Here is a 24,897-nt window from a genome sequence, read left to right as displayed (position 1 = left end):
TATGCTCAGGATACTTCAATTATCAGTTCTAGTAACAGTTTGTTTGGCGCCGCTTTTTCAATCGTGCCAATCAATGGAAGAAAATTTTTCCATTAACGATTTAGAAGCCCAATGGGAATTCTCACAAGCTGAGAGTAACGATTGGTATCCTGCAGTTGTGCCCGGAAATGTACACCTCGATTTATTTAAAAATAAAATTATCGAAGATCCATTTTATGGTAATAATGAAGAGAACTTACAATGGGTTGAACATAAGGATTGGCAATACAAGGGCACCTTTTATGTCGATCAAAAGCTGCTTAGCAACCAACACATTAATTTTAAGTTTAAAGGTTTAGATACTTATGCTGACGTGAGCATAAACGGCTATCAAATTCTTTCTACTGAAAATATGTTTGTTGCCTACGATAAAGCTGTGAAAGAGTACTTGGTTGAAGGTGAAAATACCATTCAAATATATTTTCACTCTCCCATAAAAATGGCCATGCCTGCCTTTGATAAATCCAACTTTATCTATCCGGCAGATAATGATAGGTCTGATGAACACCTGAGTGTTTTTACCCGCAAAGCACCTTACCACTATGGTTGGGATTGGGGACCACGATTTGTAACATCGGGTATTTGGCGACCAATTTCGATTAAAGCCTGGAATGATGCACAAATTACCGATGTACACTTTACTCAAAAAATGCTAAGTCGCAAACAAGCTCAAATTGCTTTTGATACTGAGGTAGAATCTTCGTCTCAAATAGATGCAAAACTAAAGCTTATAGCCGATGGAGATATTGTTGCCAGCAAATCAGTAAACTTACAGAAAGGCACAAACAACATTAAACTAAAATATACCATTGATGATCCTGAATTATGGTGGCCCAATGGAATGGGAGAAGCACATTTATACCATTTTGAGACACGATTGGTTATTGATGATAATATTGCGGATAAACAAAAACAAAGCATCGGACTAAGAACCATTGAAGTCATCAATGAGCCTGATTCTATTGGCGAAAGTTTCTATTTAAAGGTAAATGGCATTCCAACCTTCATTAAAGGGGTTAATGCAATTCCAAACCACTCTTTTTTAGGTGGAGTAAGAGATTCTATTTACGATACGTATTTCGATAATGTGATTGAATCGAACATGAACATGGTTCGTATTTGGGGTGGTGGCATTTACGAAGATGATTATTTCTATAAGTTAGCAAATGAAAAAGGCATATTGGTTTGGCAAGATTTTATCTTCGGATGCACCATGTATCCTTCTGATGATGCATTTTTAAACAATGTTGAAAAAGAAGCTGAATACAATATTAAGCGTCTAAGAAATCACCCTTCATTAGCTATGTGGTGTGGTAACAACGAAATTAAAGTTGGCTGGGATAACTGGGGATGGCAAGAAAAATATGGCTATACCGAAGCCGACCAAAAAGAATTACTTGAGGGTTACGATAAATTATTCAATCAACTGCTTCCGCGAAAAATTAAAGAGCTTGATGCTGAACGATTCTACTACGACTCCTCTCCCATCAGTAATTGGGGCAATAAAGCCGACATGAACATTGCCGATAACCATTATTGGGGTGTTTGGTGGGGAAAACATGAGTTTGAGAAAATGAATGAGTACGTACCTCGTTTCATGAGTGAATTTGGCTTTCAGTCATTCCCAAGCATGGAAACCATAAAAACATTTTCTGAAGAGAAAGATTGGGATATAGATTCTGATGTAATGCGGGCCCACCAGAAAAGTTCTATTGGTAATGTTACCATTAAAGAATACCTGAAGCGCGACTACATTATGCCAAGCAACTTTCAAGATTTTGTCTATCTAAATCAGGTAATGCAAGCTGAAGGAATGCGCATTGGGTTTGAGGCACACCGTCGTAACAAACCTTTTAACATGGGCACTTTATATTGGCAGTTAAACGATGTTTGGCCAGCCGTATCTTGGTCGGGAATCGACTATTTAGGCAATTGGAAAGCCATGCAATATTTTATCAAAAAGGCGTTTGAGCCAGTAATTTCGTCAGCAATAATTAACGAGGGTAATTTAAGCGTTCACATTATATCTGATAAAATTGAGGATTGCAAAGTAAGCAGTCACCTTCAAATTATTAAGTTGGATGGTACAATGGTTTGGGAGCAAAATAAAGACTTCCAATTAAAAGCTAATGAGAATAAAATAATACTTAACGAAGCACTAACCTCTTTAAGCAAATCAGAAAATCTGAACGATTTAGTATTGGTACTTAATACTAGGTATGACAAACACAATACACAATCAACTTTCTTATTTTCTAAGGTAAAAGATTTAAAGCTAAGCAAAGGTAAAATCGATTATAAGGTAGTTTCTAAAAACGGAATACAACAAGTAATTCTTAAGAGCAATACATTCATTAAAAACCTTGAGATAAGCGCTTCTATTGAAGGACGCTGGAGCGACAATTATTTCGATTTAGTGCCTAAACAAGAGTATGTCATCGATTTTAAATCAACCAATGGCAAAACTTTATCCACCGAATCCATCACACTTAAATCAATAACTGACACATACTAATATGCATAAAACACTAAATATAATTGCACTAGCAATATTGCTTATCGCAACTTCATGTTCAAACAAGTACAGCGAACCAATTCAAAATGCGCTTGCCCAAAGTGGCAATAACGCACACGAATTAGAAATGGCTTTAGCGAATTTTAAAGGCGAGCAAAAAGAAGCCCTTGAATTTTTAATTCAATACATGCCCAAACATGATTTAGAAGAATTAAGTGCAGAATATCTAATTGAGAATATTAAATATGCCTATATCGCTCGCAATGATTATGCATGGGCAAAAAATTTAGATAAGGATATTTTCTTTAACGAAGTCCTTCCTTATGCTTCATTAAATGAACGCAGAGATTATTGGCGCCCTGATTTTTATAAACGGTTTAGCAAATATGTGAGCGATGCTTCAAGTATTGAAGAAGCCATTTGGGCTGTTAACAACAATATTCTAAGTGAGCTCAATGTAGAATATAATACCGATAGAGAAAAGCCCGACCAGAGTCCATACGAATCTATAGAACTTGGCATGGCTTCGTGTTCTGGTTTATCAATACTATTGGTTGATGCCTTCAGAGCTGTTGGTATTCCGGCTCGTGTTGCCGGAACTCCCAATTGGTTTAACAACTCGGGCAACCACAATTGGGTTGAGGTTTATGTAAACGGCCAATGGCACTTTACCGAATATTATCCATCAGGTACTTTTGACGAGGCTTGGTTTTTAGAGCGTGCCGGCAAGGCCGATAAATCAAAACCTGAACAATGGATGTATGCATCCTCATTTAAGCCAACCAAACTACATTTTCCATTGGTATGGGATGATAATATTAAATACGTGCATGCCGTTGATGTTACCGATAGATACATTGATTTATACCAAAAGGAACTGGCTAGAAATAATTCACAAAATAGCGTTGAATTGCAGGTGGTAATGCTCAAAAATGAAGATTGCAGCTTGGCGGGTAACAATCGCGTTAAAGCAGAAGTAAGCCTTATTGCCAATGGCGAAACCATTAATAGCGGAGAAACAAGCGGCTCCATTGATGATATGAACCGATACTTAACTTTTAAAGTTGAGAAAGGAACTGATTTTAGTCTAAGCTTCATCAATGCCAATGGGCAGCTCGTTTCAAAAAAGGTGACAGCTATTTCTGAGAACCAACAAATCATTTTGTTCCACAACCAAAAAATATAAACATGCGCAGCCTTCTTTTATTCGTAGTATTTTGCTTTGTGGCAGAAAGTTTTGCCTGCACCAACTTTTTAATCACAAATGGTGCATCAAAAAGCGGAGCCAACTATATTTTTTATGCCAACGATGGAGCCTATTCTCCGGTATTTCCAGTTCATAAAGGTGGCTTATACACAAAAATGGACAGCGTTAAAGTAGTTTCGTGGCCCAACAAAAAAGAAGGTTTTATACCAAGAGCTAAAGAAGAATACCACACCATAGGTTACCACATTAATGAGTTTAATGTTACCATTGGCGAAACTACCTTTGGCGGAAGAGAAGAACTGCACAACACCAACGAATTTCTAGAATATTGGCACCTAATGAAATTGGGTTTACAACGTTCTAAAACGGCTCGTGAAATGATTAAAGTAATCACTTCACTTGTCGAAGAATATGGTTATGGCTCAGAGGGCGAAAGCTTCTCCATTGCCGACCCCAACGAGGCTTGGATTTTAGAAATGATAGGCAAAGGTGCCAATGAAAAAGGTGCCATATGGGTAGCCGTAAAAGTGCCCGATGGATTCGTGAGTGCCCATGCCAACCATGCTCGCATTGGCGAAATCAATTTTAAGGATAAGGAAAATGTTATGTACGCCAAAGATGTGGTAAGCTTTGCCAAAAAGAAGGGCTACTACAATCCTAAAACCGATGGCCCATTTAGCTTTTGCGACACATACGATCCTGCAAATCCTGCCAAATTACGATATACCGAAATGCGCGTATGGGATTTCTTCCGCAGAGTAGCGCCATCACAAAACTTTACAGCTGATTATGCACGTGGCGATAAATCTGCCGAGCGTTATCCTTTATGGGTTAAACCCGATGAAAAATTATCGCTGCAAGATATAATGGATTTAAGCAGGAGCCATTACGATGGTACTGCATGGGATATGGAAAAAGGCTTTAAAGCCGGGCCCCATGGCAACCCCAACCGCTCACGTCCGCTAACATTTACGGTCGACGAAACCGAGGCTTCATGGGAACGCCCCATTTCAACACCACTTACTGCTTATGCATTTATTGCTGAGCTAAAAGGTGATGATACTAAAACAGAATCAACAATGTGGCTGGGTTTAGACAATACCTACACCAACATTTATATGCCATTTAATGCGGCCGTTCAGGAGATTCCTGAATCGTATAGCAATGCCAACTTCAACGAATTCTCATGGGAATCTATGTGGTGGGTTTTCAACTTTGTGGGCAACTATGTAAATCTTCGCTATAGCGATATGATTGAAGATGTAAAAGCCAAACAAACAGAAGTACAAACAAATATTATTAATGATTACAGGGCATTAGAAGAAGAACAAACTTCTAACAACAATGTAACCCGTTCCAACAACTTTACAGAGTTTGGAAGTCAAGAAGCTGAAGCCTTACTAAAAGAATGGACGCAATTATCGCATCATCTAATCGTAAAATATAATGATGGTTTGGTGCGTGATGCCGATAACAGACCAAAACAAAAAGGTTATAGCAATGACTTCTATCGTAAGGCTATTGCCGATGATGAAGAACGCGTTTTACCTGTTTGGGAAAAAGAATCTGAAAACAAAGAACCACGCAATTACTAATGAACAGAAGAGTCTACATATCGTTAATCACAATTTTGTGCAGCATAGCTTTATCAGCTCAAGACTTTAGGTTTATTGAGCCCGAGAGATACTTATGCAAAAAAATAACTGGTGATATTGTTATCAATGGCGACATCAATAAACCCGAGTGGCAAGATGCGCAATGGACAAACCTATTTGTTGATATTGAAGGACGTGATGTACACAAGCCCTACTTTGAAACAATGGCTAAAATACTTTGGAACGATGACTTTTTGTACTTCGCATTTTACATAGAGGAAGAACACATTTGGGCTACCATTAAAGATAGAGATGAAGTCATTTTTCACGACAACGATATTGAAATTTTTATTGATGCCAATGGAGATACGCACAATTACATCGAATTAGAATTGAATGCATTAAATACTGCTTGGGATTTATATCTGGCCAAACCATATCGCGAGGCAGGCCCAGTTATTAACGAATACGACATTAAGGGCCTGCAATCTGCCATAAAAATTAACGGCACCTTAAACAATCCAAATGATAAGGATGATAGTTGGACCGTGGAAGTAGCCATTCCGTGGGAAAGCATAATTTCAACAAACACACCCAAAAGATTGCCTGTTCATGGCGAAAATATGCGGATAAACTTTTCGAGAGTTCAATGGGAGTCTGAAGTTATTAATGGTGCATACCACAAAAAGAAACATCCCAATACCGGACGTTTCTTACCCGAAAATAATTGGGTATGGTCGCCCATTGGCGCCATTGATATGCACCGTCCCGAACTTTGGGGAATGGTAACATTCTTAGAAAATGAAATAACGGAGGGTGACAATTTCTACGATTACGAAACTGAATTTTTACGTCAGTTCATCACTCATATTTACAAAGCACAAAAGCAATATTTCAATTTAAACAAGCACTATGCTAAAAGCTTAGAAGCTTTAAATATCGATATTGAACTGAGCCAAAAATACCAGATTACCCTAAACACCTTAAGCCACTCTTTTGAGGTAACAGGAACAACACCAGACTCAAAAACCTCTTTTCTAACGAATACTGAAGGACGATTACGAAAAATAAACTAGCACTACTATAAGTAATGAGAAAGAAGTTTTTACATATCAACGCACTTATTGCCATTGTGGCATTGCTATGCGGATGTTCCTCGCAAAAAGAGCAATCTGCATCCCAAAAGAATTGGATTTGGATTCATGCCAATGAAACAAAAACGGAACAAGAATGGAATGCTGATTTCGCAAAATACAAAACTGCGGGCATAAACGCCATCCTCATTGGTGCCAACGAAAAAGTACTGAATACAGTTATTCCTTTGGCGCATCAATTAGATATTGAGGTACACGCGTGGATGTGGACCTTAAACCGCCCGGGTGACACAACTGCTTTGCAAAATCCAGAGTGGTATTCAGTCAATCGCCTTGGCGAATCGTGTTTTGAGAAACGACCTTACGTAGATTACTACCAATGGCTTTGTCCTTCAATTCCTGAAGTGCAAAACCTCATCTTTACACAAGTAAATAATTTACTTAAAATTGAAGGTTTAGATGGTATTCATTTGGATTATGTGCGCTATTGCGATGCCATTTTGCCAACCGACCTTTGGAGTAAATATGACATTGTTCAAGATAAAGTATATGCAGAATGGGATTACGGATACAACCCATCAAACCTAAAAGCTTTTGAAGCTGAATATGGTTACAGCCCACTTTCTTTAGACGATCCAAACACCGATGCCAACTGGGTAAACTTCCGATTAAATACGGTAACGCAATTGGTGAATCAAATTGCAACTATGGTGCACAGCAAAAACAAAGCACTAACAGCAGCGGTATTTCCATCGCCGGAGATGTCAAGAACTATGGTGTACCAAGCTTGGGATCAGTGGAACTTAGATGGTGCTCTTCCTATGATTTACCACAACTTTTATAAGGAAGACATTGCTTGGATTGGCGAAACAACAGCTGAAGGCGTAGCTACTGTTAACAACAAATTCCCAATTTACACGGGCTTATTTGTGCCAAACCTCGAAGGCGATTCTCTTAAAAAAGCATTTGATACAGCACTACAATCAGGAGCCAAAGGCTGGTCTTTATTTGATGCGGCTTCTTTCGAAACTATTCACGAATCAAAAATCAACTAGATATGACTAAATTAATTTCATTCACAATACTCATTAGTCTGCTTGCGGCATGCACGCCCAAACAAACTCAAGTTAAAGAAGACTTACTAAGCCTAGTAAATCCATTTATGGGAACCGATGGCCCGGGTAATACTTATCCTGGCGCACAGTTTCCTTTTGGCGCAGTGCAGTTAAGCCCCGATCATGGCTTAAGCGGATGGGATAGAATATCTGGTTACTCTTACGAGGATACGATAATAAGCGGATTTAGTCATTTACACCTTAGCGGAACTGGCGCTGGCGATTTGTACGATTTATTATTTATGCCAGTTAATAAGCGCAGCAACAGAACCATTGCAGAAAATGGCAACCGTCCTTTTTCTGTGTTTTCACACGATGAAGAAGGCGCACAACCGGGTTACTATTGGGTAAACCTTAAAGATTTTGGCATTAAAGCAGAAATGACTGCTTCGAGCCGTGGCGGTGTGCAACGTTATCATTTCCCAAAAGATGAAGGCAAAGCTATTCTTTTAGATTTAGGCTACTCGCTAAACTGGGATGGCCCAACGGATACGTACATCAAAGTAATTGATAATAAAACTTTGGTTGGATACAGAATGTCTTCTGGATGGGCTGCCGACCAACGTGTTTATTTTAAAGCTGAATTCTCTTCTGCCTTTGATTCATACAATCTATTTGCCGAAGATAAAGAGGTAAAGAACGAAGCAAAAGCTAAGCACACCAAAGTAAAGGTAAACTTCAACTCAGCAAATGCTGAGGTAATTGAAGTGAAGGTAGCCATTGCCTCATCGAGCATTGCAGGCGCTGAGGCCAACTTTGCAGCGGAGCTAAACAACAAAGATTTTGCTACCATCAAAGCTGAAGCTAGTAAAGAATGGACTGCTGAATTATCGAAAATAGATATCAGCACAACTAACGATTCTTTAAAAAGGACTTTCTATACCACTTTGTATCAAACCATGTTGAACCCACGTGTTTTCTCTGATGTAAAAGGCGATTATAAAGCTCCGAACGGAGAAGTTGAAAATGCCAGCGATTATACGCGCTACGATTTATTTTCGCTTTGGGATACCTTCAGAGCTGCGCATCCTTTATACACAATCATGCACGAAGCCCGAGTTAAGGATATGATTAAATCCTTAATGGCACATTACCACGAGAAAGGTTTATTACCTGTTTGGTCTTTCGAAGGAAACGAAACGGATATGATGATGGGTTACCACTCAGTACCTGTAATTGTAGATGCATACTTTAAAGGCATGCTTGCTGATTTTGATGCTGAGGAACTATACAAAGCCTGTAAAGCTTCTGCAATGCAAGATGCACAACGCCTTGATGAGTATAAAGCCAAAGGTTTTGTATCAACAAACAAAGAGCACGAAAACTGGTCGGTATCTAAAACCATGGAATATGCCTACGATGATTGGTGTATTGCTCAATTGGCAAAGGATTTAAACAAAACTGATGACTATGCTTACTTCATGAAACGCTCAAACAATTGGGCCAATCATTACGATAGCGAAAGTACCTTTTTAAGAACACTTGAAGCAGACGGAAGCTTTGTTAAACATTTTATAGCCAAGGAATATACCGATGATTATTGCGAGTCGAATGCATGGCAATATTTTTGGTTTGTACCGCATAACACACAAGGCTTAATTAATAAACTAGGTTCGGCAGATCGTTTCGAAGAGAAACTAGATTCTATGTTTACCTACTATCCTACTGCGGATGATGTATTACCAATTTTCAGCACAGGTATGATTGGTCAATATGCACACGGAAACGAACCAAGCCACCATGTTGGGTATTTATACAACTACATAGGCAAACCTTGGAAAACCCAAGAGATTGTAAAGCAAATTGCTGATACGCAATATTCGGCTACACCCGATGGACACTGCGGTAACGAAGACTGCGGTCAAATGTCGGCTTGGTATATTTATACAGCTATGGGCTTTTACCCGGTTAATCCTGCTGATGGTATTTATGTTATAGGTACACCTTTAGTAGATAATGCCACTATTAAATTAGAAAGTGGTAAGGAATTTGCTATTGAAAGTATCAACCTTTCTGATGAAAATATTTACATCCAAAAAGCCACTTTAAACGGGCAAGATCTTCAAACATCTTACATCCATCATAAAGACATTATGAATGGTGGCAAATTAGTATACACAATGGGTGCAACACCTAATAAAAACTTATGGACTGATGCTAGCGCATTTCCTCCATCTGATGATTTAAAATAGTGGCATGACTAAGAGAAGAGATTTTTTAAAAATAAGCGCTTTGGGCGGATTGGCTTTTGTATCCAATTCAATAAAAGCAAATATGCCTAAGGGAACTGGTTTTACGGCAACTAACGGAGGCAAACCCCTTGTTATTTCCACGTGGAACCATGGTTTAGCAGCTAATGCCAAAGCTTGGGAAGTACTCGAAACGGGTGGCCATGCCATCGATGCGGTAGAAAAAGGCGTAATGATTCCTGAGGCTGACCCTGAGGTACGTAGCGTTGGTTATGGCGGTTATCCTGATAGAGATGGAAACGTAACCCTCGATGCTGCCATTATGGACCATGATGCCAGTACAGGAGCGGTTAGTTTCTTACAGGGCATTAAGCACCCAATCAATGTAGCTCGTTTGGTGATGGATAAAACACCACACGTAATGCTTACTGGCGAGGGCGCTCAGCAATTTGCTCGCGAGCAAGGCTTTAAGGAAGAAAACTTACTGACTGAAAAATCGAAACAAGATTGGGAAGAGTGGAAACAGAAATCGGACTATAAGCCAATCATCAATATTGAGAACCACGATACCATTGGTATGCTGGCCATTGATAAGGAAGGCAAAGTAGCAGCTTCGTGCACCACATCGGGCGCAGCCTGGAAAATGCATGGCCGCGTGGGCGACTCACCAATTGTAGGTGCGGGCTTATTTGTTGATGGAGAAGTAGGTGCTGCTACAGCCACAGGTTTAGGCGAGGCGGTTATACGCACTGCCGGAAGTGCCATTGTGGTAGAGTTAATGCGAAACGGCATGTCTCCTTTTGATGCTTGTAAAGAGGCTACTCACAGAATATACAAACGCCATAAAGGTCGTCCTGAGTTTGATTACCTGCAAGTGGGTTTTATTGCCATCAATAACAAAGGCGAATACGGCGGTTACAGCTTACGTAAAGGATTCAACTTTGCGGTACACGATGCCAATGGAGCCACTTTACAGGATGCCATTTACCATTACGAAGAATAAAAAGAACCAAAAAATTACACATATATGCACATCTTACACAAAAAGATAAAATCAGTGTTTATGAGCATGGGCCTTATAGCAATGCTAGGCTCATCTGCTACCAACGTAAGCGCACAAGATTACAGTAAATATGCCGATCCTTTTATCGGAACGGGTGGTCATGGTCATACCTTTCCAGGTGCAACCTCTCCTTTCGGATTAGTGCAATTAAGTCCGGATACAGGTGTTGAAGGTTGGGATTGGTGTTCAGGATATCATGTTTCTGATAGCTCAATCATCGGATTTTCGCACACGCATTTAAGCGGAACAGGTGGTGCCGATTATGGCGATATCCTTTTAATGCCAACTGTTGGTGCTGTTAATTTTAATCCGGGCACAAAGGCCGATCCTGATGCAGGATACCGCAGTCGCTTTAGCCATAAAAACGAAAAAGCCTCGCCAGGTTATTATGCAGTACGCTTACAAGATTATCATATCAACGTAGAGTTAACTACTACTTTACGCACAGGTATGCACAAGTATACTTTCCGCGAGTCAGATCAAAGTAATATCATCATCGACTTAAAACATGGTATTTCTGATAATGCAACAGATACAAAATTAACAGTAGTATCTGATACCAAGCTTGAGGGATACCGTTTCTCGCAAGGATGGGCAGGCGACCAACGCGTTTATTTTGCCATTGAATTATCAAAACCATTTAAGGGCATCGATATTGCCAAAGATGATGTTGTGATAGATTCAAAAGAAACTGCCAACGGTAAAAATGTAAAAGCAGCTTTAAAATTTAGCACTACTGAAGGCGAAGCCATAATGGCTAAGGTGGCTATTTCTTCTGTTTCATCGGCGAATGCCTGGGAAAACATGGAAGCTGAAAACAATGCCTTCGACTTTGAGAAAACGCATGCCCAAGCACGTGAGCAATGGAATAAAGAGTTTGCTAAAATTGAGGTTGAAGGAAGCGAAGACGACAAGGTTGTGTTTTATTCTGCAATGTATCATACCAAAATTCACCCAAACATTTTTGAAGATGTAAACGGCGAGTACAGAGGTATGGATATGAAAGTTCATACGGCCGACGACAGAACAAACTATACTTTATATTCGCTTTGGGATACCTTTAGAGCACTACACCCATTGTATTCAATTATTGATACAAAGTATAACGACAACTTCATAAAATCGATGATCTCGAAGTTTGAAGAGTCGGGTAAATTACCAGTTTGGGAGCTTTGGAATAACGAAACCAATACAATGATTGGTTACCACTCAATCCCGGTTATTGCCGATGCTATTTTAAAAGGATATTACACTGGCGATGTTGAAAAAGCCTACGAAGCCATGTTAGTTTCAGCGAATGCTGATAACCAAGGTTTAAAGTTTTACAAGCACCAAAATTATATCCCTCGTGAGCACGAAGCTAACTCAGTATCAAAAACTGTTGAATATGCTTTTGATGATTATGCCATTGCTCAAGTAGCTAAATTTTTAGGCAAAGAGGATGACTATAAGAAGTTTACTTTACGCTCTTATAACTACAAAAACTTATTCGACCCAGAAACTAAGTTTATGCGTGGTCGCGATGAGAATGGTGTTTGGGATCCCGAATTTGATCCAATGGCCATTTCTTTATTCGGATCGGGCGACTTTACAGAAGGTAACTCTTGGCACTACTCATTTTTTGCACCGCACGATATGACTGCTATGGTGGATATGTTTGGTGGAAAAGAAGCTTTTGTGGCTAAGCTTAACGAAATGTTTGAGCAAGAAGCGGTAAACGATAATGAACATGCACACGATGTAACAGGTCTTATTGGCCAATATGCACAAGGTAACGAGCCTTCGCATCACGTAGTGTATACTTATAACTTTGCACAACGCCCTGATAAAACACAGGAAATGATTCGCAAGGTAATGGATATGATGTACACAAGTGAGCGCGATGGTTATAGCGGTAACGAAGATACGGGCCAAATGTCGGCTTGGTATGTTTTCTCATCAATGGGTTTTTACCCAATGAACCCAGCTAGCGACCAGTATATTATTGGTAGCCCTGTGTTTGATAAAACTACCATCAATCTTGAGAACGGAAAGAGTTTTATAGTTGAGGCTAAAAATAACTCACCAGAAAACGTATACATTAAATCGGCTACTTTAAATGGGAAAGAATACACAAAAACTTTCTTAAAGCACGCTGATATAATGAATGGCGGTCACTTGGTTTTTGAAATGAGTGCTACGCCACAAGCATGGGGTTCAAACCCTGAAGATTGTCCGGTTGAATTATCACTTAACGAAGGTGAAGAAATTGAATTTCCGCAAGCAAGAGCATTTATGCCTTACGCTAAAAATTCAAAATACACTTTCCCTGAAACACTTCCGGTTGAGTTAACTTCAGAAACTGAAGGCGTAACTATTTATTACACGCTTGATGGTTCAGAGCCAACAACAAAATCGAAGAAATATAAAAAGCCATTCACACTTAAAAAGTCAACGCAATTAAAGGCTATTTCTGTTAAGGATGGATATATTACTAGCGATGTAAAAACCATTAACTTCCGCAAATCAATTTACAATAGCGATAATACAGGCTATCCGAAATTAACTACGGATACTAAATTAGGTAAGAGTTATAACCCTGGCATCCATACTTTAATTGATGGTATTACAGGTTCAAACAATTACACTGATGGTAAATGGACCGGTATTCAAGGTGATGATTTTAGAGGTGTAATTGACTTTGGTAAAGCAACCGATGTTAGCAGAGTTACCATTAACTTTTCGCAAAACACAGGATCGTGGATATTCCCTCCTCGTGGCATTCAGATATTAAGTTCTGAGGATGGCGAAAACTTTACTGAGGTAGCTACAGCATCGTACCCTGAAACAACTGAGCATTTAGATATTATTGTTCTAACTAAATCAATTGACGTAAAAGCCACTGGACGCTATTTAAAAGTAATCATCAAAGGTTCTGGTGATTTACCTACATGGCATGGTGGTTCTGGTTTACCATCGTATATGTTTATTGATGAAATAACTGTGGAGCAATAAAGAAATAGTAAGCTAGTTTCTAGTCAGAAGACAGAAGTTAAATTACTTTTTATAAGACAGTAGACTTTAAGTCTGACTTTCACACACACAACTTTCAGAGGCTCTACAGAATTAAGATTTACTTGATTACTATAGAGCCTTTGTTTTAAATACGACTTTTATGCGTAATATTTTTTTATTTATAATTGGCCTTTTTATCGCGCAAAGCTTATGGGCACAGGAACCGGTTGATTTTGTGAATCCATTTATTGGGAGCGATAACTATGGAACAACAAATCCGGGTGCCATTGTTCCGCGTGGTATGATTTCGGCAGTGCCTTTTAATGTGGCTGGCCGACCAAACAAACACGAAAAGGATAGCGATTGGTGGAGTACACCCTACTCTAATGCCAATGAAACATTTACGGGTTTTAGTCATGTAAACCTATCAGGTGTGGGTTGTCCCGATTTAGGTACCATCATTTTAATGCCCACCACTGACGACTTAAAAACAAGTACAAACGAATATGCAACACCTTATTCTGCCGAGGAAGCTTACCCTGGTTATTATTCCAATTACTTGGATAAATACAAGGTTAAAACCGAGGTTACAGCAAGTGTACGCAGCGCTATTAACCGCTATACTTTCCCTGCAGGGCAGGCTAATATTTTACTAAACCTAGGTTTGGGTTTAACCAACGAGCAAGATGGTTATTTACGCATTACCGATAACAACGAGTTAGAAGGATTTAGAACAGTAGGTTCGTTCTGTTATAACAACCCTGAGGAGATTTATCCGGTTTACTTCGTGGTGAAAATAGATACGGAATCTTCTGACTTTGGGGCATGGAAAAAGCCCGCTCAATACAATGGTGTTGAAGGCAATTGGATGGCTTACAATGGCAAAACCCGCATCCTAAAGGAGTATATGAAACCTTTGGTTGGCGATAGCATTGGCGCTTACTTTTCGTACAACTTTGAACAAGAAACAGCAGTTGAGGTACAAATAGGTATCAGTTATGTGAGCATAGAAAATGCACGCGAGAACCTACAAAAAGAAATTGCTGGTAAAAGTTTTGATGCTGTTAAAGCTGATGCTCGCGAGGCATGGAATACAGCTCTAAATAAAATAAAGGTTGATGGTGGCACAGAGGACCAAAAAACTATTTTTTATACGGCTTTATACCACACGCAAATTCATCCAAATACATTGAACGATGTAAATGGCGATTATCCAATGGTGGGATCGAGCAAAGTTGGTAATACTAGTGATACTAGATATACGGTTTTTTCGCTTTGGGATACTTACAGAAATATGCATCAACTTATGAGTTTGGTTTACCCACAGCAACAGCTAGGTATGGTGAACTCAATGCTTGATATGTACAAAGAGAATGGTTGGTTGCCTAAATGGGAGCTCAATTCAACGGAAACATTTACCATGGTTGGCGACCCTGCAGCCATTGTTATTGGCGATACTTACATGCGCGGCTTAGATGCGTTTGATACTAACTTAGCCCTAGAAGCCATGCTAAAAAGCGCCAAACAAGAAGGTGATAATCCAATACGCCCTGAGTTGGCTGATTATTTAAAGCACCAATATATTCCTGTTCAGGAAGAGTTCGACGGTTCGGTATCTACAACCCTTGAATATTGTGTTGCCGATTTCGCTATTGCTCAAATGGCAAAGGATATGGGACAAAATAATATCTATAAAGAATTTATAGCACGCTCAAAGTATTATAAAAACATGTACGATAAGCAAGAAGGCGTAATGCGCCCTCGCATGGATGATGGTACTTGGTACGCACCTTTCTCGCCAATGGATGGAGCCAACTTTAAGCCTGTAACTGGTTTTATTGAAGGTACATCGTGGCATTATTCGTTTATGGTGGCACACGATGCCAAGGGATTAATTAAAACCAATGGCGGCAATAAGGCGTTTGTAAATAAGTTGCAAAGCGTGTTCGATAATGGTTTATATGAACCAGATAATGAGCCTGACATGGGTTATGCTTTCTTATTTAACTACATAAAAGGTGAAGAGTGGAGAACGCAAAAAGAGGTACGTAAGATTATTGATGAACATTACCATAATACGCCAGGCGGAATTCCGGGTAACGATGATACAGGAACCATGTCGGCTTGGTTAACATTTGCCATGATGGGACTATACCCTGATGCACCTGCCGTGCCGCATTATACCATTTGTAGTCCGTATTTTGATAACATTGAAATTACTTTAGATGATACCTTATATTCGGGCAACACCTTTAAAATTGAAACCATAAAAGCAAACGATAATGCCACTTCCATTGATAAAATTGAGCTGAATGGGAAAGTATTAAACAGCTATTTTATTCAGCATGCTGATATTGTAAGTGGAGGTATTTTAAAAATTTGGTTGAAGTAATAGTATCAATTAAGGTTTATAAAAAAACGCTTTCTCTAATTTGATTAGAAAGCGTTTCTTTTGTAATATTTTACTCTTTATTTTTTCCAGAATCCAAGAATTATAGCTTCTTGATCAGTAGTTTTTGCTCAGTGAATTTATAAGCCGCATTTAGGAAATCAATATAATTATCCCAGGTTTCTGCCTTCGAGAAGTATTGATTGTAAAATTTTGAGGTATTTATTACTATTTGTCCTGATTCAATACTTGCAGTACTCATAAAACCACCTTGGTCATTTTCTACATTAATATTGAGCTTATCGAGCCCCTGGACAGTATAACCATCTGGCAAATCAACTTTAATGGTGTAATTGTATTTTCGTGATGAATACATATAAATATCCTGCTTTCGATTCAATTCTTCTTTCTCAATTTTCACTTGCCCCTGAATTAGTTTCCCAACATCTAATATGTAGTTTCTACCTACTTTATGTATTAGATCCTCTGTTTGCATATTGTAAGAAAATTTAAACTCAGGCTTATCGTCATAAATCCCAGTTTGATGACAGATAAAACTGTTAACGGTATCAATTGAGAAATCATACATATTAACAACCAAATCTTTTAAATTATTATTTACATATGTCTCTTTATTATCTAGGTAAGAAGCCTTTAAACTATTAAGTTTCTTTAAATCAGAATAAAGTGCCCCTTTAAAATTTCTATATATATGAAAATATGCCTCTTCGTCAGCCATTCGATCATAATAATCAATTAACTCTTTTTGATATGCATGTCTTTGATTACCATCAATACTAGAGGTATTGTGAATTTTACAGGTCTTTAAATCATCGCTTATAGCTAAACTTAAATTGGTATTCTCAGTGTTTAAGAAATCTCTATCTGTATTAAGAAATTCTTTCTTAATAGACCAATCTGCTGGATTAATAATGTATGCTTTGGTATTAACAACCTCTGGTGGTAATTGCCCCGGAAAACTATATTTATTACCTGCAGTTAAATAGAAATACTTATCTCCATCTTTAAGCCGAATAAAATAACGCATTTCATCATCCAGAATTATCTCATCAACATCAGCTATATCTCTATCTGCTGCAACAACAATCTCATGTGGCACCTTTATTACCTTAAGAAAGCAATGCATAAAATCAAGATAATATCGTTCTGACACATCATTATCCAAATAAAAACTGCCCATTTTATAATTTGAGATGAGTTTTACCTCTTCCTTTTCGTGCCTATAATGTCTCCAAGAATAATAACCCCACTTCGCTTTATCTATATCAGAACCTTTTTTACCTATATTCTCTTTAACATACTTCCTGGGTATTGATACATTGAGTACGCTGTAAACTGGCGATTTTATAAAGGTTATCAATTCATCTTCTAGAATACTGCTTTTAGCAATCCCTGGTTTACCCAACAAAACATTCCATTTTTTTTTACTATATTTTTTAGATACATAGTCTACTTTAAATTTAATTGTAGGCAAGGCTCTATATGGGTAAAACCACCTGATACCGTCTAACTTATCTCTATTTTTATCAACTAAACTATAATAGTTATCCCCTGTTTCCTCATTTACTTTTAATTTAAACTCTGGGGCACCATTGGTTGAACGAAGTGCTATTGAACACCTACGTTGTGCCTTAAGTTCAATTTGCTGTTCAATAATTGGATACTCTTGATGAAGACAATATTGAACTGGGGAAAAAGAATGTGAAATGCAATAACGTGTATCCTCTCCTAGTACAAGGGTTAATTCGTCGCATATATAATAATCTAAGATATCTCCAACTTCAAGCTTTGGGATAGCTAATTTCATATACCCCTTTTTGTTATTACCGCTCTCGGCTTTAATCTCAACTGCATCATTATTATCTACAATAAACTCTTTACCATTGGGTTTTATAACCTTAAATCCAACATAAACATCGTGTCCAATTCTTCCCGTGGGAAATGATAACTCAGCGTATTTATTAATCGCATTTTTATCATTAAGTTTAATTCTTTGATGAAAATAATCGTTATGGAGCAGTTCATTAGATAAAGCAATCTTTTTATACTCTAGACGATGGTATTTGGCAATAATAATTGCCGATTCATTTTCCCATTTTTCTGGGGTTTCTGTAACGGAAAAAGCTAAATTATTGGAATACCACATTGACTGCATTATTTCGTTAGCTCTTTTATTAGCGTATATATTTATGATACTTATAAAACAAAGTATGATAACGAGTTTAAGTTTATTCAACATTGATTTAGTTTTTAGATAAGATTATTTGATCGTTATAAAATTCATTGATCTTTTTAATGGTTTGATTCCAAGGTTGGAAGTATTCCTTTTTTACGATACCATGAGGAACCAAAATGTGATTGCTGTAAATAATATGATTATTCTCTACTTTAAAATTTATTTGAATAGTTATATCATCAATGGTAGCACTAATTGCTTCTGGCAAATATTCAACCTTATAATTATTTGGTAGCTCGATAGTTTTATTTACAACATTATATACTTTTCTGCCAAAGTAGAAGTCACTTTCTCTATCTGTTTCAATAATAGCATCTCCAATATAATTCCTCCAGTCACACGAAATAAATAGCTGACCATCAAAATTAGTAACCTTATTATTTAAAGAATAGGTATAGTCAACCTCTAGAGTAACATCACGGTTAACTTCAGGTAAGTTATTTACTATAACGTCATCATTGTTAGCATAATTGCTTACTGAAAGATAGTTGAATAAAGCAGTTTGATCATCTACTTTACTATTAGTTGATATATAAAGAATATCTTTCTTAGCCTCCCCTTCATAACTTACTTTACCTTCTCCAATTAACTTATCATCAATAATCTTTATAGTCTCCGTTCGTTCTATAAGATTAGATATAGCATTATTAACATCAACTATTCTTCTTATGTACTTATCTCCATCTTCTATTAACATTTCCTTGCCTTGAATGCGCTCTGCATTATTACCTAATGCCATATACTTTTCTGTAGCATCAAGTACATAAAACTTACCATTATGATTTAGCGTACATATCATATGATTATCTACCGCTAAAGAAGGCGTATTATAGTTGTAGGGAATCTTATTTGTTCCAACCCATGTTAAACGTGCATCAAAACCGGCAACTTTTAACATATGCTTTGTTAAAATAGCCATCCCCTTACAGTCTCCATATCTTTTAGCAAATACGTTCTGAGGTTCATCGGGTATAAAACCAGCCAAACCATCCTCAAATGCTATATATTTTATATTTTCTTGAACCCAATAATAAATAGCTTTGATTTGTTCCTCATCACTCTCTACAGAGGATATGAGTTCTCTTACTTTAAGTTCAAGATCGCGCTCTTCAACAATAACTTGCTCGGTAAGAGAATGATACCATTTATACAAATCATCAACATTACGAATGACAATTTTCTTGCTATCAGAAAGTTGATAGCTTTTTGTCACTACCACAAAGTGAGGTGCATAGTATAGAAAGCCTAAAGAATTAGGATCCGTTTTTAGTTTTTTAAGTTTATGGCAGGTATAAGTATATTTTTTTCCGTTGGATACAGCTTCCGTCTTTTTAGAAATTTTGTAATTATCAAAATTCATTTCTAATAATTCGACGTCTACGTTATTGGGTATTACAAACGAAATTGTACGGGCTTCTATTGGTGAATCATCCTGAAAAAATACTTTGGTTAAGTACTTTGGATCGGTGTACTCTGAGTGCGATCTAAATGTAACCTCAGTTCCTTCCAAAAGTAAATTTGTTGAGTATTGAGCAAGCTTAGCATCACTATAAAAAACATTGCTGATTTCGTAATTCCCAAATACCTTTCTGTAAAATTTCTTCTTCCCACAGGTATATTTAAAAGAACCATCAATTAGATCAATATTATCGTTATAAAATTTATTGAAGTAGAGATCAACATTACTCTTTAAGGTTATATAATCTATTTTATCTCTTTGATGAACAGTTAATAAACCTTTGGATATTACGAATTCAAATTCGGATTCTGATTGAGATGCGACGTAAGAACTTTTATCGTAAATTCTTTTAAATTTATCAGATTTGTCTCGATTTACTGTACGCCCCTGTGAAAAGGAAACCCCACATACACATACAGATAGTACAAGTAAAACAAGCGCAGTTAAAACTGATTTAGGCATTATAAGTGTTTTATAAATTAGTATATTTAACATAAAGTACGTTACTATAACTTATTTGTTACAAATATTAAATAAAATATAGATAACTAAGTAAAATATACTGAACTCAGGTTATGGCAGTTCGTATATCTCTAATGCAGACTTGTTGATATTGTAATAATACGTGTATTATTGTTAGTTAAAAACTCCCCCTATGCATACGCAATACTATTCTATGTGAGGTCTTAGCATCCTTTATAATTACGTGATGGTACTTCCTTAAGGTTTGGAGTAGCATCTGCATTTGCAAGAAAGTAGTTTTTTATGCTCGATGAAGCATTTACAATTTCAGGAGGATAGTTTTTAACAGTACAAAGTAACTAGGAGCAATATTGCCTACTAGTCAACATGGCTTAGAGATAGCAGTGGCATAATACGCAAGGCGGAATTCCGGGTAACGATGATACAGGAACCATGTCGGCTTGGTTAACATTTGCCATGATGGGACTATACCCTGATGCACCTGCCGTGCCACATTATACCATTTGTAGTCCGTATTTTGATAACATTGAAATTACTTTAGATGATACCTTATATTCGGGCAACACCTTTAAAATTGAAACCATAAAGGCAAACGACAATGCCACTACCATTGATAAAATGGAGCTGAATGGGAAAGTATTAAACAGCTATTTTATTCAGCATGCTGATATTGTAAATGGTGGTATTTTAAAAATTTGGTTGAAGTAATACCAAAGCAATAAAATCGGACTAAGTAAGGACAGATTATCGGACTACATAAGGACAAACAATCGGGATAGGTAAGGACAGGTCATCGGGATAGTATTATCCCGATGACCTGTCCTTCTATTCACTAAAACACACCGTATATATTTAACAGAATCAAAATATTACCACCTACCGGGATAGAAAGCAAAACCTACAGAGATAGGATATAATTCTGGACCTTTATTGATATCAAACATTGGGCTCATCCAATAGGTAGCATATAGATTAAGAAAACGGTATCCGAAACGAACTTGAGCGCCGTATCTAAAATCTTCTAAGCCAAAGCTGCTTCTATTTTTGTCTTTTTGTTTGCTGCCACCTTCCATGGTTACAACTTTAGTGTGCGAGCGTAAACGGTAACCTCCTATTGGACCTGCGGATAAATAAAAATCATTTCTGCTTTTACGGCTAAACTGATACTCTAACAAGAAAGGTGCTGTGAGATAGAGCGTGGTTAATTTATTCTTATTTAAATTTCCTTCAATGGGTTCTGATGTTAACATCCCATCCTCATATATAGGAATAGTTGCATTGGCGTATCTGTAATTGTTATAAGTTAAACCCAATCCGGTTACAAAACCGATGTTGCCTCTTCGCGAAAGCGGAATGTTTCCTTGCAAGAAATTGATAGATACCTCAGTGGACTTGGCACTGTTTAAATCAAGAAACTCATAACCATCAGGCAAACTCATCTCTCCATTCTCGTTTAGGTAACTATTCAGCCCTAAATCTAAGCCCCAATAATGCCCTTTAAACTTACGATTGCTTTTGTCTTTTTTGTGTTCGTTGTACTTATTTTTGCCTATACTAATTTCTGTTTTATCACCATCTTCAACAACTACCATTTGATTGCCAAACAAGGTAACAATGGTGGTATCTCCTTCTGACAGATGTATCTCAACACTTTTAACGTCTTTACCAGCTCCTGCGTCAGTATTTACAACGGTTATGCTCGTGGTTTTAACATCGCCTTTATCAATAAGGTTGCCGTTAGTATCGATATATACAATTTCGTTGTTTAGTACGGCTTTGGCTTGCCCTTCATTAAAATCGTATATCTGCTGAAAGTTACATGGGATCACTTCGAAGCCATCCATATCAATCATTCCAATTTTACCATCTTTGAGTACTTTGGCTCTACCATCGTTAAAATCCCAAATAGTGTGGTACTCTGCAGGAATAATCTCAGTACCCTGAGAGTTTACAAAACCAACTTTTCCATTTTTAAGCACCTTGGCTCTGCCCTCTTCAAACTCCCAAATTTGATCGTAGGCACATGGAATAAATTCGTTGCCACTCTCATTTACATATCCTATTTTTCCATTACGAAGTACGCGTGCTTTGCCATCTTTAAAACCCCATATCATTTCGTACTCTGTAGGCACAACAATAGATCCGCTTACGTTATAAATACCCAGCTTACCATCTTTAAGCACTTTAACATTACCATTGCTTTGCAGATTCCACACTTGATTGTATTCTGTAGGGATGATTATTGCTCCTACAGAATCAATAAGTCCAACTTTTCCGCTTTCCATCACTCGATAAAAGCCATCAGAAAGTTCCCAGTATTTATCGTAACTAGATAAATAGCTTTGCTTGTTTTGTGCGATTACTAATGAACACCAAGCAAATATTATAATTGAAATAAGTACTTTCATGGTTATTAGAAATTAACTAGCGTTAAACCAATACTGTATGGATATAATTCAGGACCTTTATTCTTTTCGTACAGACTAGAGAAATTATAAGTGGCATATAATTTTATAAACTTATAGCCCAACTGTACCATAGCTCCGTATTGAATAGGATTAAGGTTTATATTCTCCTTCGACTTGCTTTTATTATTACCCTCGGTTACCGTTTTTGTGTGCGATCCGATTTTAAAACCACCATAAACACCGGCCGATATAAAGGCTGTTGATCGATTGGTGGAAGAAGGAATTTGTGCTTCTAATAAAAGCGGGATATTGATATAATTGCTAACAATTTTATTTTTGGTCACCTTTTCAGCAATTGGCTCGCCAACAGTAATACCACTTTCATTACGCATAATCTTATATTGGTTATCGGTACGATAATTATAAACCGTCCAGCCCATACCAGTAACTAAACCAATATTCTTTTTATGTTTTTGTAGGCCAATATTGTATTGTAAAAAGTTAATACTAAAGGCCATCGATTTTCCTTTATTGGGTTCCATAAAAGCACCTCCCTCGGGCATTGTATTACTAAAATCAGGTCCAAAATAACTACAGAATCCTAACTGAACACCGGCATAATGACCTTTAAACTTTTCGCGAGGAAGGTGCACCATATTTACCTTGGTTTTATCATCTCCTTCAATTATATCAAAACGCTTGTGACCTAGAGTGATTTTGGTAATTGTATCATTCTCGTTATTGACTTCAACTTTAGCCTTTGAGACACCAAGAACCACTGTTTCGTTATTGTCATCAATTATAACAATGTTTGTTTTATTTGATTTTTCCTGCGCAATAATGTTGATACTTAGTAACACCATTATCACAAATAATATATTTTTTTTCATCACGTTCACATTTTAAAAATTCTATACCTCCATTGGTAACTTTAGTAAGCTCACTGTAAACTACGACTGACTCACATTTTACTTTAGACATGATATCCTATCCAAAACAAAAGTTGACCTGCATAAATTAAGTCTGCTACTAATAATTTGTTTAATTACTGCCCTTCACTTTACGTATGAAAGACATACCCCCTTCTGACTCGACTTCATAGGCAATCAGTTGCCCTTCTTTATTAATGTATTTTTTAATGGTAGTTTCATTACCTGATAAAAAGTTAATCACCTTTGCTCTATTCGCCATTTTATTTGCTTTACGCGATAAAGCGTCACTTTCGCTTTGTAGCTCTTGCTTTTTTAACTGCGCATAAAATTGTTGCTCGGTAAGCTGTTGTTTTATCATTAAAGGCATTATACTATTAAGCCCAACCTCATATGCATTAACCGACTGGGTTTGCAAAGGAGTTATACCTTTCGGATTCATCCTTGCCAATAAGTTTTCTGTACGTTTATACTTAGAATTGGATTCCTCGCTATTTTCTATGCCTTCAGTAATCTTATAGTTAATCTGCGCTGTCTCTTCGTTTTCTGATATTGCAACTTGGCTTTCGGCATCTATTATAGAGGTCTCATTTTTGGCCTCAGGAGTTGGAAGTTCTGTTTGCATGGCTATTGGGCCATCAACAGTTGTTTCATTTTTGAATAAGAAACCAATACTTAAAATTACAACTATTGAAGCAGCAATGCTTAGTCTTCTGAATGTTAGTTGCGATACAAATGGTATTACAATTGCTCTTTTTAGTTTTAATTTTTCTTGATAAGTGATATTCGTATCGGCCTTAACTATAGTTTTTTTATACGCATCTAATAATAGATTATTTGCATCACTTTTTCCTTCCTCAAGTAATTTTATAGCCTCATAATCCGCTTGCGGAATTTCTAACTCATCAGCCTCTGTTTTAATAAAGGCTAATTTGTCTCCGAAACTAAGCTCCTCGGGTTTAAGAGTGTACGAATCAAAATCGCTACAATCTTCATTGAGCTCTGGATGCTCTTCTAAGAACTGTAACAATGCTTGTTCATCGGCTTGGCTTAAATTGCCATCCATATGATCAATCATCCATATTTCGTAATTCTCTTTCGTTATCATTTTGTTTTAGTATCAAGTATCAAGTATCAAGCATCAAGATTTGTTCATCTCAC

Annotated in this window: 14 protein-coding genes and 1 pseudogene; 10 read left to right on the top strand and 5 right to left on the bottom strand. The window is 37.3% G+C overall.

Annotated features, from left to right (window positions below; all coding sequences use genetic code 11):
* Nucleotide 1 precedes the first annotated feature (1 nt).
* The 9 genes from A8B35_RS08035 to A8B35_RS07995 all read left to right on the top strand — a co-directional run bounded on the left by A8B35_RS08035 (nucleotide 2) and on the right by A8B35_RS07995 (nucleotide 16,203).
* Complete coding sequence (locus tag A8B35_RS08035) at nucleotides 2-2,554, top strand: beta-mannosidase (RefSeq protein WP_068472212.1); 2,553 nt, start codon at nucleotides 2-4, stop codon at nucleotides 2,552-2,554.
* Nucleotide 2,555: 1 nt separating this feature from the next.
* A complete protein-coding gene (locus A8B35_RS08030; RefSeq protein ID WP_068472211.1) occupies nucleotides 2,556-3,740 on the top strand; it encodes a transglutaminase-like domain-containing protein in 1,185 nt (394 codons plus the stop codon).
* A 2-nt stretch (nucleotides 3,741-3,742) separates the two neighbouring features.
* Nucleotides 3,743-5,356: a C69 family dipeptidase gene (locus tag A8B35_RS08025; protein ID WP_068472209.1), complete on the top strand. Its 1,614-nt coding sequence runs from the start codon at nucleotides 3,743-3,745 to the stop codon at nucleotides 5,354-5,356.
* Nucleotides 5,356-6,432 carry a carbohydrate-binding family 9-like protein gene (locus A8B35_RS08020; protein WP_083634367.1) on the top strand — a complete coding sequence of 359 codons (1,077 nt, stop codon included), beginning with the start codon at nucleotides 5,356-5,358 and terminating at the stop codon, nucleotides 6,430-6,432. The genes A8B35_RS08025 and A8B35_RS08020 overlap by 1 nt, the downstream gene beginning before the upstream one ends.
* Before the next feature lie 14 nt (nucleotides 6,433-6,446).
* Entirely contained in the window at nucleotides 6,447-7,505 is a 1,059-nt protein-coding gene (locus A8B35_RS08015; RefSeq protein WP_068472207.1) for a family 10 glycosylhydrolase, read from the top strand.
* Between the two features lie 2 nt (nucleotides 7,506-7,507).
* A complete protein-coding gene (locus A8B35_RS08010) occupies nucleotides 7,508-9,757 on the top strand; it encodes a GH92 family glycosyl hydrolase (protein WP_068472205.1) in 2,250 nt (749 codons plus the stop codon).
* Between the two features lie 4 nt (nucleotides 9,758-9,761).
* Nucleotides 9,762-10,757 (top strand): isoaspartyl peptidase/L-asparaginase family protein, encoded by a 996-nt coding sequence (locus tag A8B35_RS08005; protein WP_068472203.1) that lies wholly within the window; start codon nucleotides 9,762-9,764, stop codon nucleotides 10,755-10,757.
* Between the two features lie 60 nt (nucleotides 10,758-10,817).
* Nucleotides 10,818-13,811, top strand: a complete 2,994-nt coding sequence (locus A8B35_RS08000) for a GH92 family glycosyl hydrolase (RefSeq protein ID WP_222844119.1) — start codon at nucleotides 10,818-10,820, stop codon at nucleotides 13,809-13,811.
* 160 nt (nucleotides 13,812-13,971) lie between these two features.
* Nucleotides 13,972-16,203 (top strand): GH92 family glycosyl hydrolase, encoded by a 2,232-nt coding sequence (locus A8B35_RS07995; protein ID WP_068472199.1) that lies wholly within the window; start codon nucleotides 13,972-13,974, stop codon nucleotides 16,201-16,203.
* A 100-nt stretch (nucleotides 16,204-16,303) separates the two neighbouring features.
* Here A8B35_RS07995 and A8B35_RS07990 read toward each other — a convergent pair whose 3' ends face one another.
* Both A8B35_RS07990 and A8B35_RS07985 read right to left on the bottom strand, forming a co-directional pair.
* On the bottom strand, nucleotides 16,304-18,460 hold the full coding sequence (locus A8B35_RS07990; RefSeq protein WP_068472197.1) for a DUF3857 domain-containing protein: 2,157 nt from the start codon (nucleotides 18,458-18,460) through the stop codon (nucleotides 16,304-16,306).
* Between the two features lie 4 nt (nucleotides 18,461-18,464).
* Nucleotides 18,465-20,378 (bottom strand): transglutaminase-like domain-containing protein, encoded by a 1,914-nt coding sequence (locus A8B35_RS07985; RefSeq protein ID WP_075602652.1) that lies wholly within the window; start codon nucleotides 20,376-20,378, stop codon nucleotides 18,465-18,467.
* 417 nt (nucleotides 20,379-20,795) lie between these two features.
* Here A8B35_RS07985 and A8B35_RS07980 point away from each other — a divergent pair.
* Nucleotides 20,796-21,107: pseudogene (locus tag A8B35_RS07980) on the top strand (glycoside hydrolase domain-containing protein); the annotation flags it as partial.
* Between the two features lie 161 nt (nucleotides 21,108-21,268).
* Here A8B35_RS07980 and A8B35_RS07975 read toward each other — a convergent pair.
* The 3 genes from A8B35_RS07975 to A8B35_RS07965 all read right to left on the bottom strand — a co-directional run bounded on the left by A8B35_RS07975 (nucleotide 21,269) and on the right by A8B35_RS07965 (nucleotide 24,844).
* A complete protein-coding gene (locus A8B35_RS07975) occupies nucleotides 21,269-22,807 on the bottom strand; it encodes a WG repeat-containing protein (protein WP_068472192.1) in 1,539 nt (512 codons plus the stop codon).
* Between the two features lie 5 nt (nucleotides 22,808-22,812).
* Complete coding sequence (locus A8B35_RS07970; protein ID WP_068472191.1) at nucleotides 22,813-23,697, bottom strand: outer membrane beta-barrel protein; 885 nt, start codon at nucleotides 23,695-23,697, stop codon at nucleotides 22,813-22,815.
* Between the two features lie 151 nt (nucleotides 23,698-23,848).
* On the bottom strand, nucleotides 23,849-24,844 hold the full coding sequence (locus A8B35_RS07965; RefSeq protein WP_068472190.1) for a hypothetical protein: 996 nt from the start codon (nucleotides 24,842-24,844) through the stop codon (nucleotides 23,849-23,851).
* Nucleotides 24,845-24,897 lie beyond the last annotated feature (53 nt).

The organism is Saccharicrinis aurantiacus (genome assembly GCF_001660705.2).
Lineage (GTDB): Bacteria > Bacteroidota > Bacteroidia > Bacteroidales > Marinilabiliaceae > Saccharicrinis > Saccharicrinis aurantiacus.
Note: the sequence above shows the minus strand (reverse complement) of the source record. Positions and strands in the feature narration are given on the sequence as shown.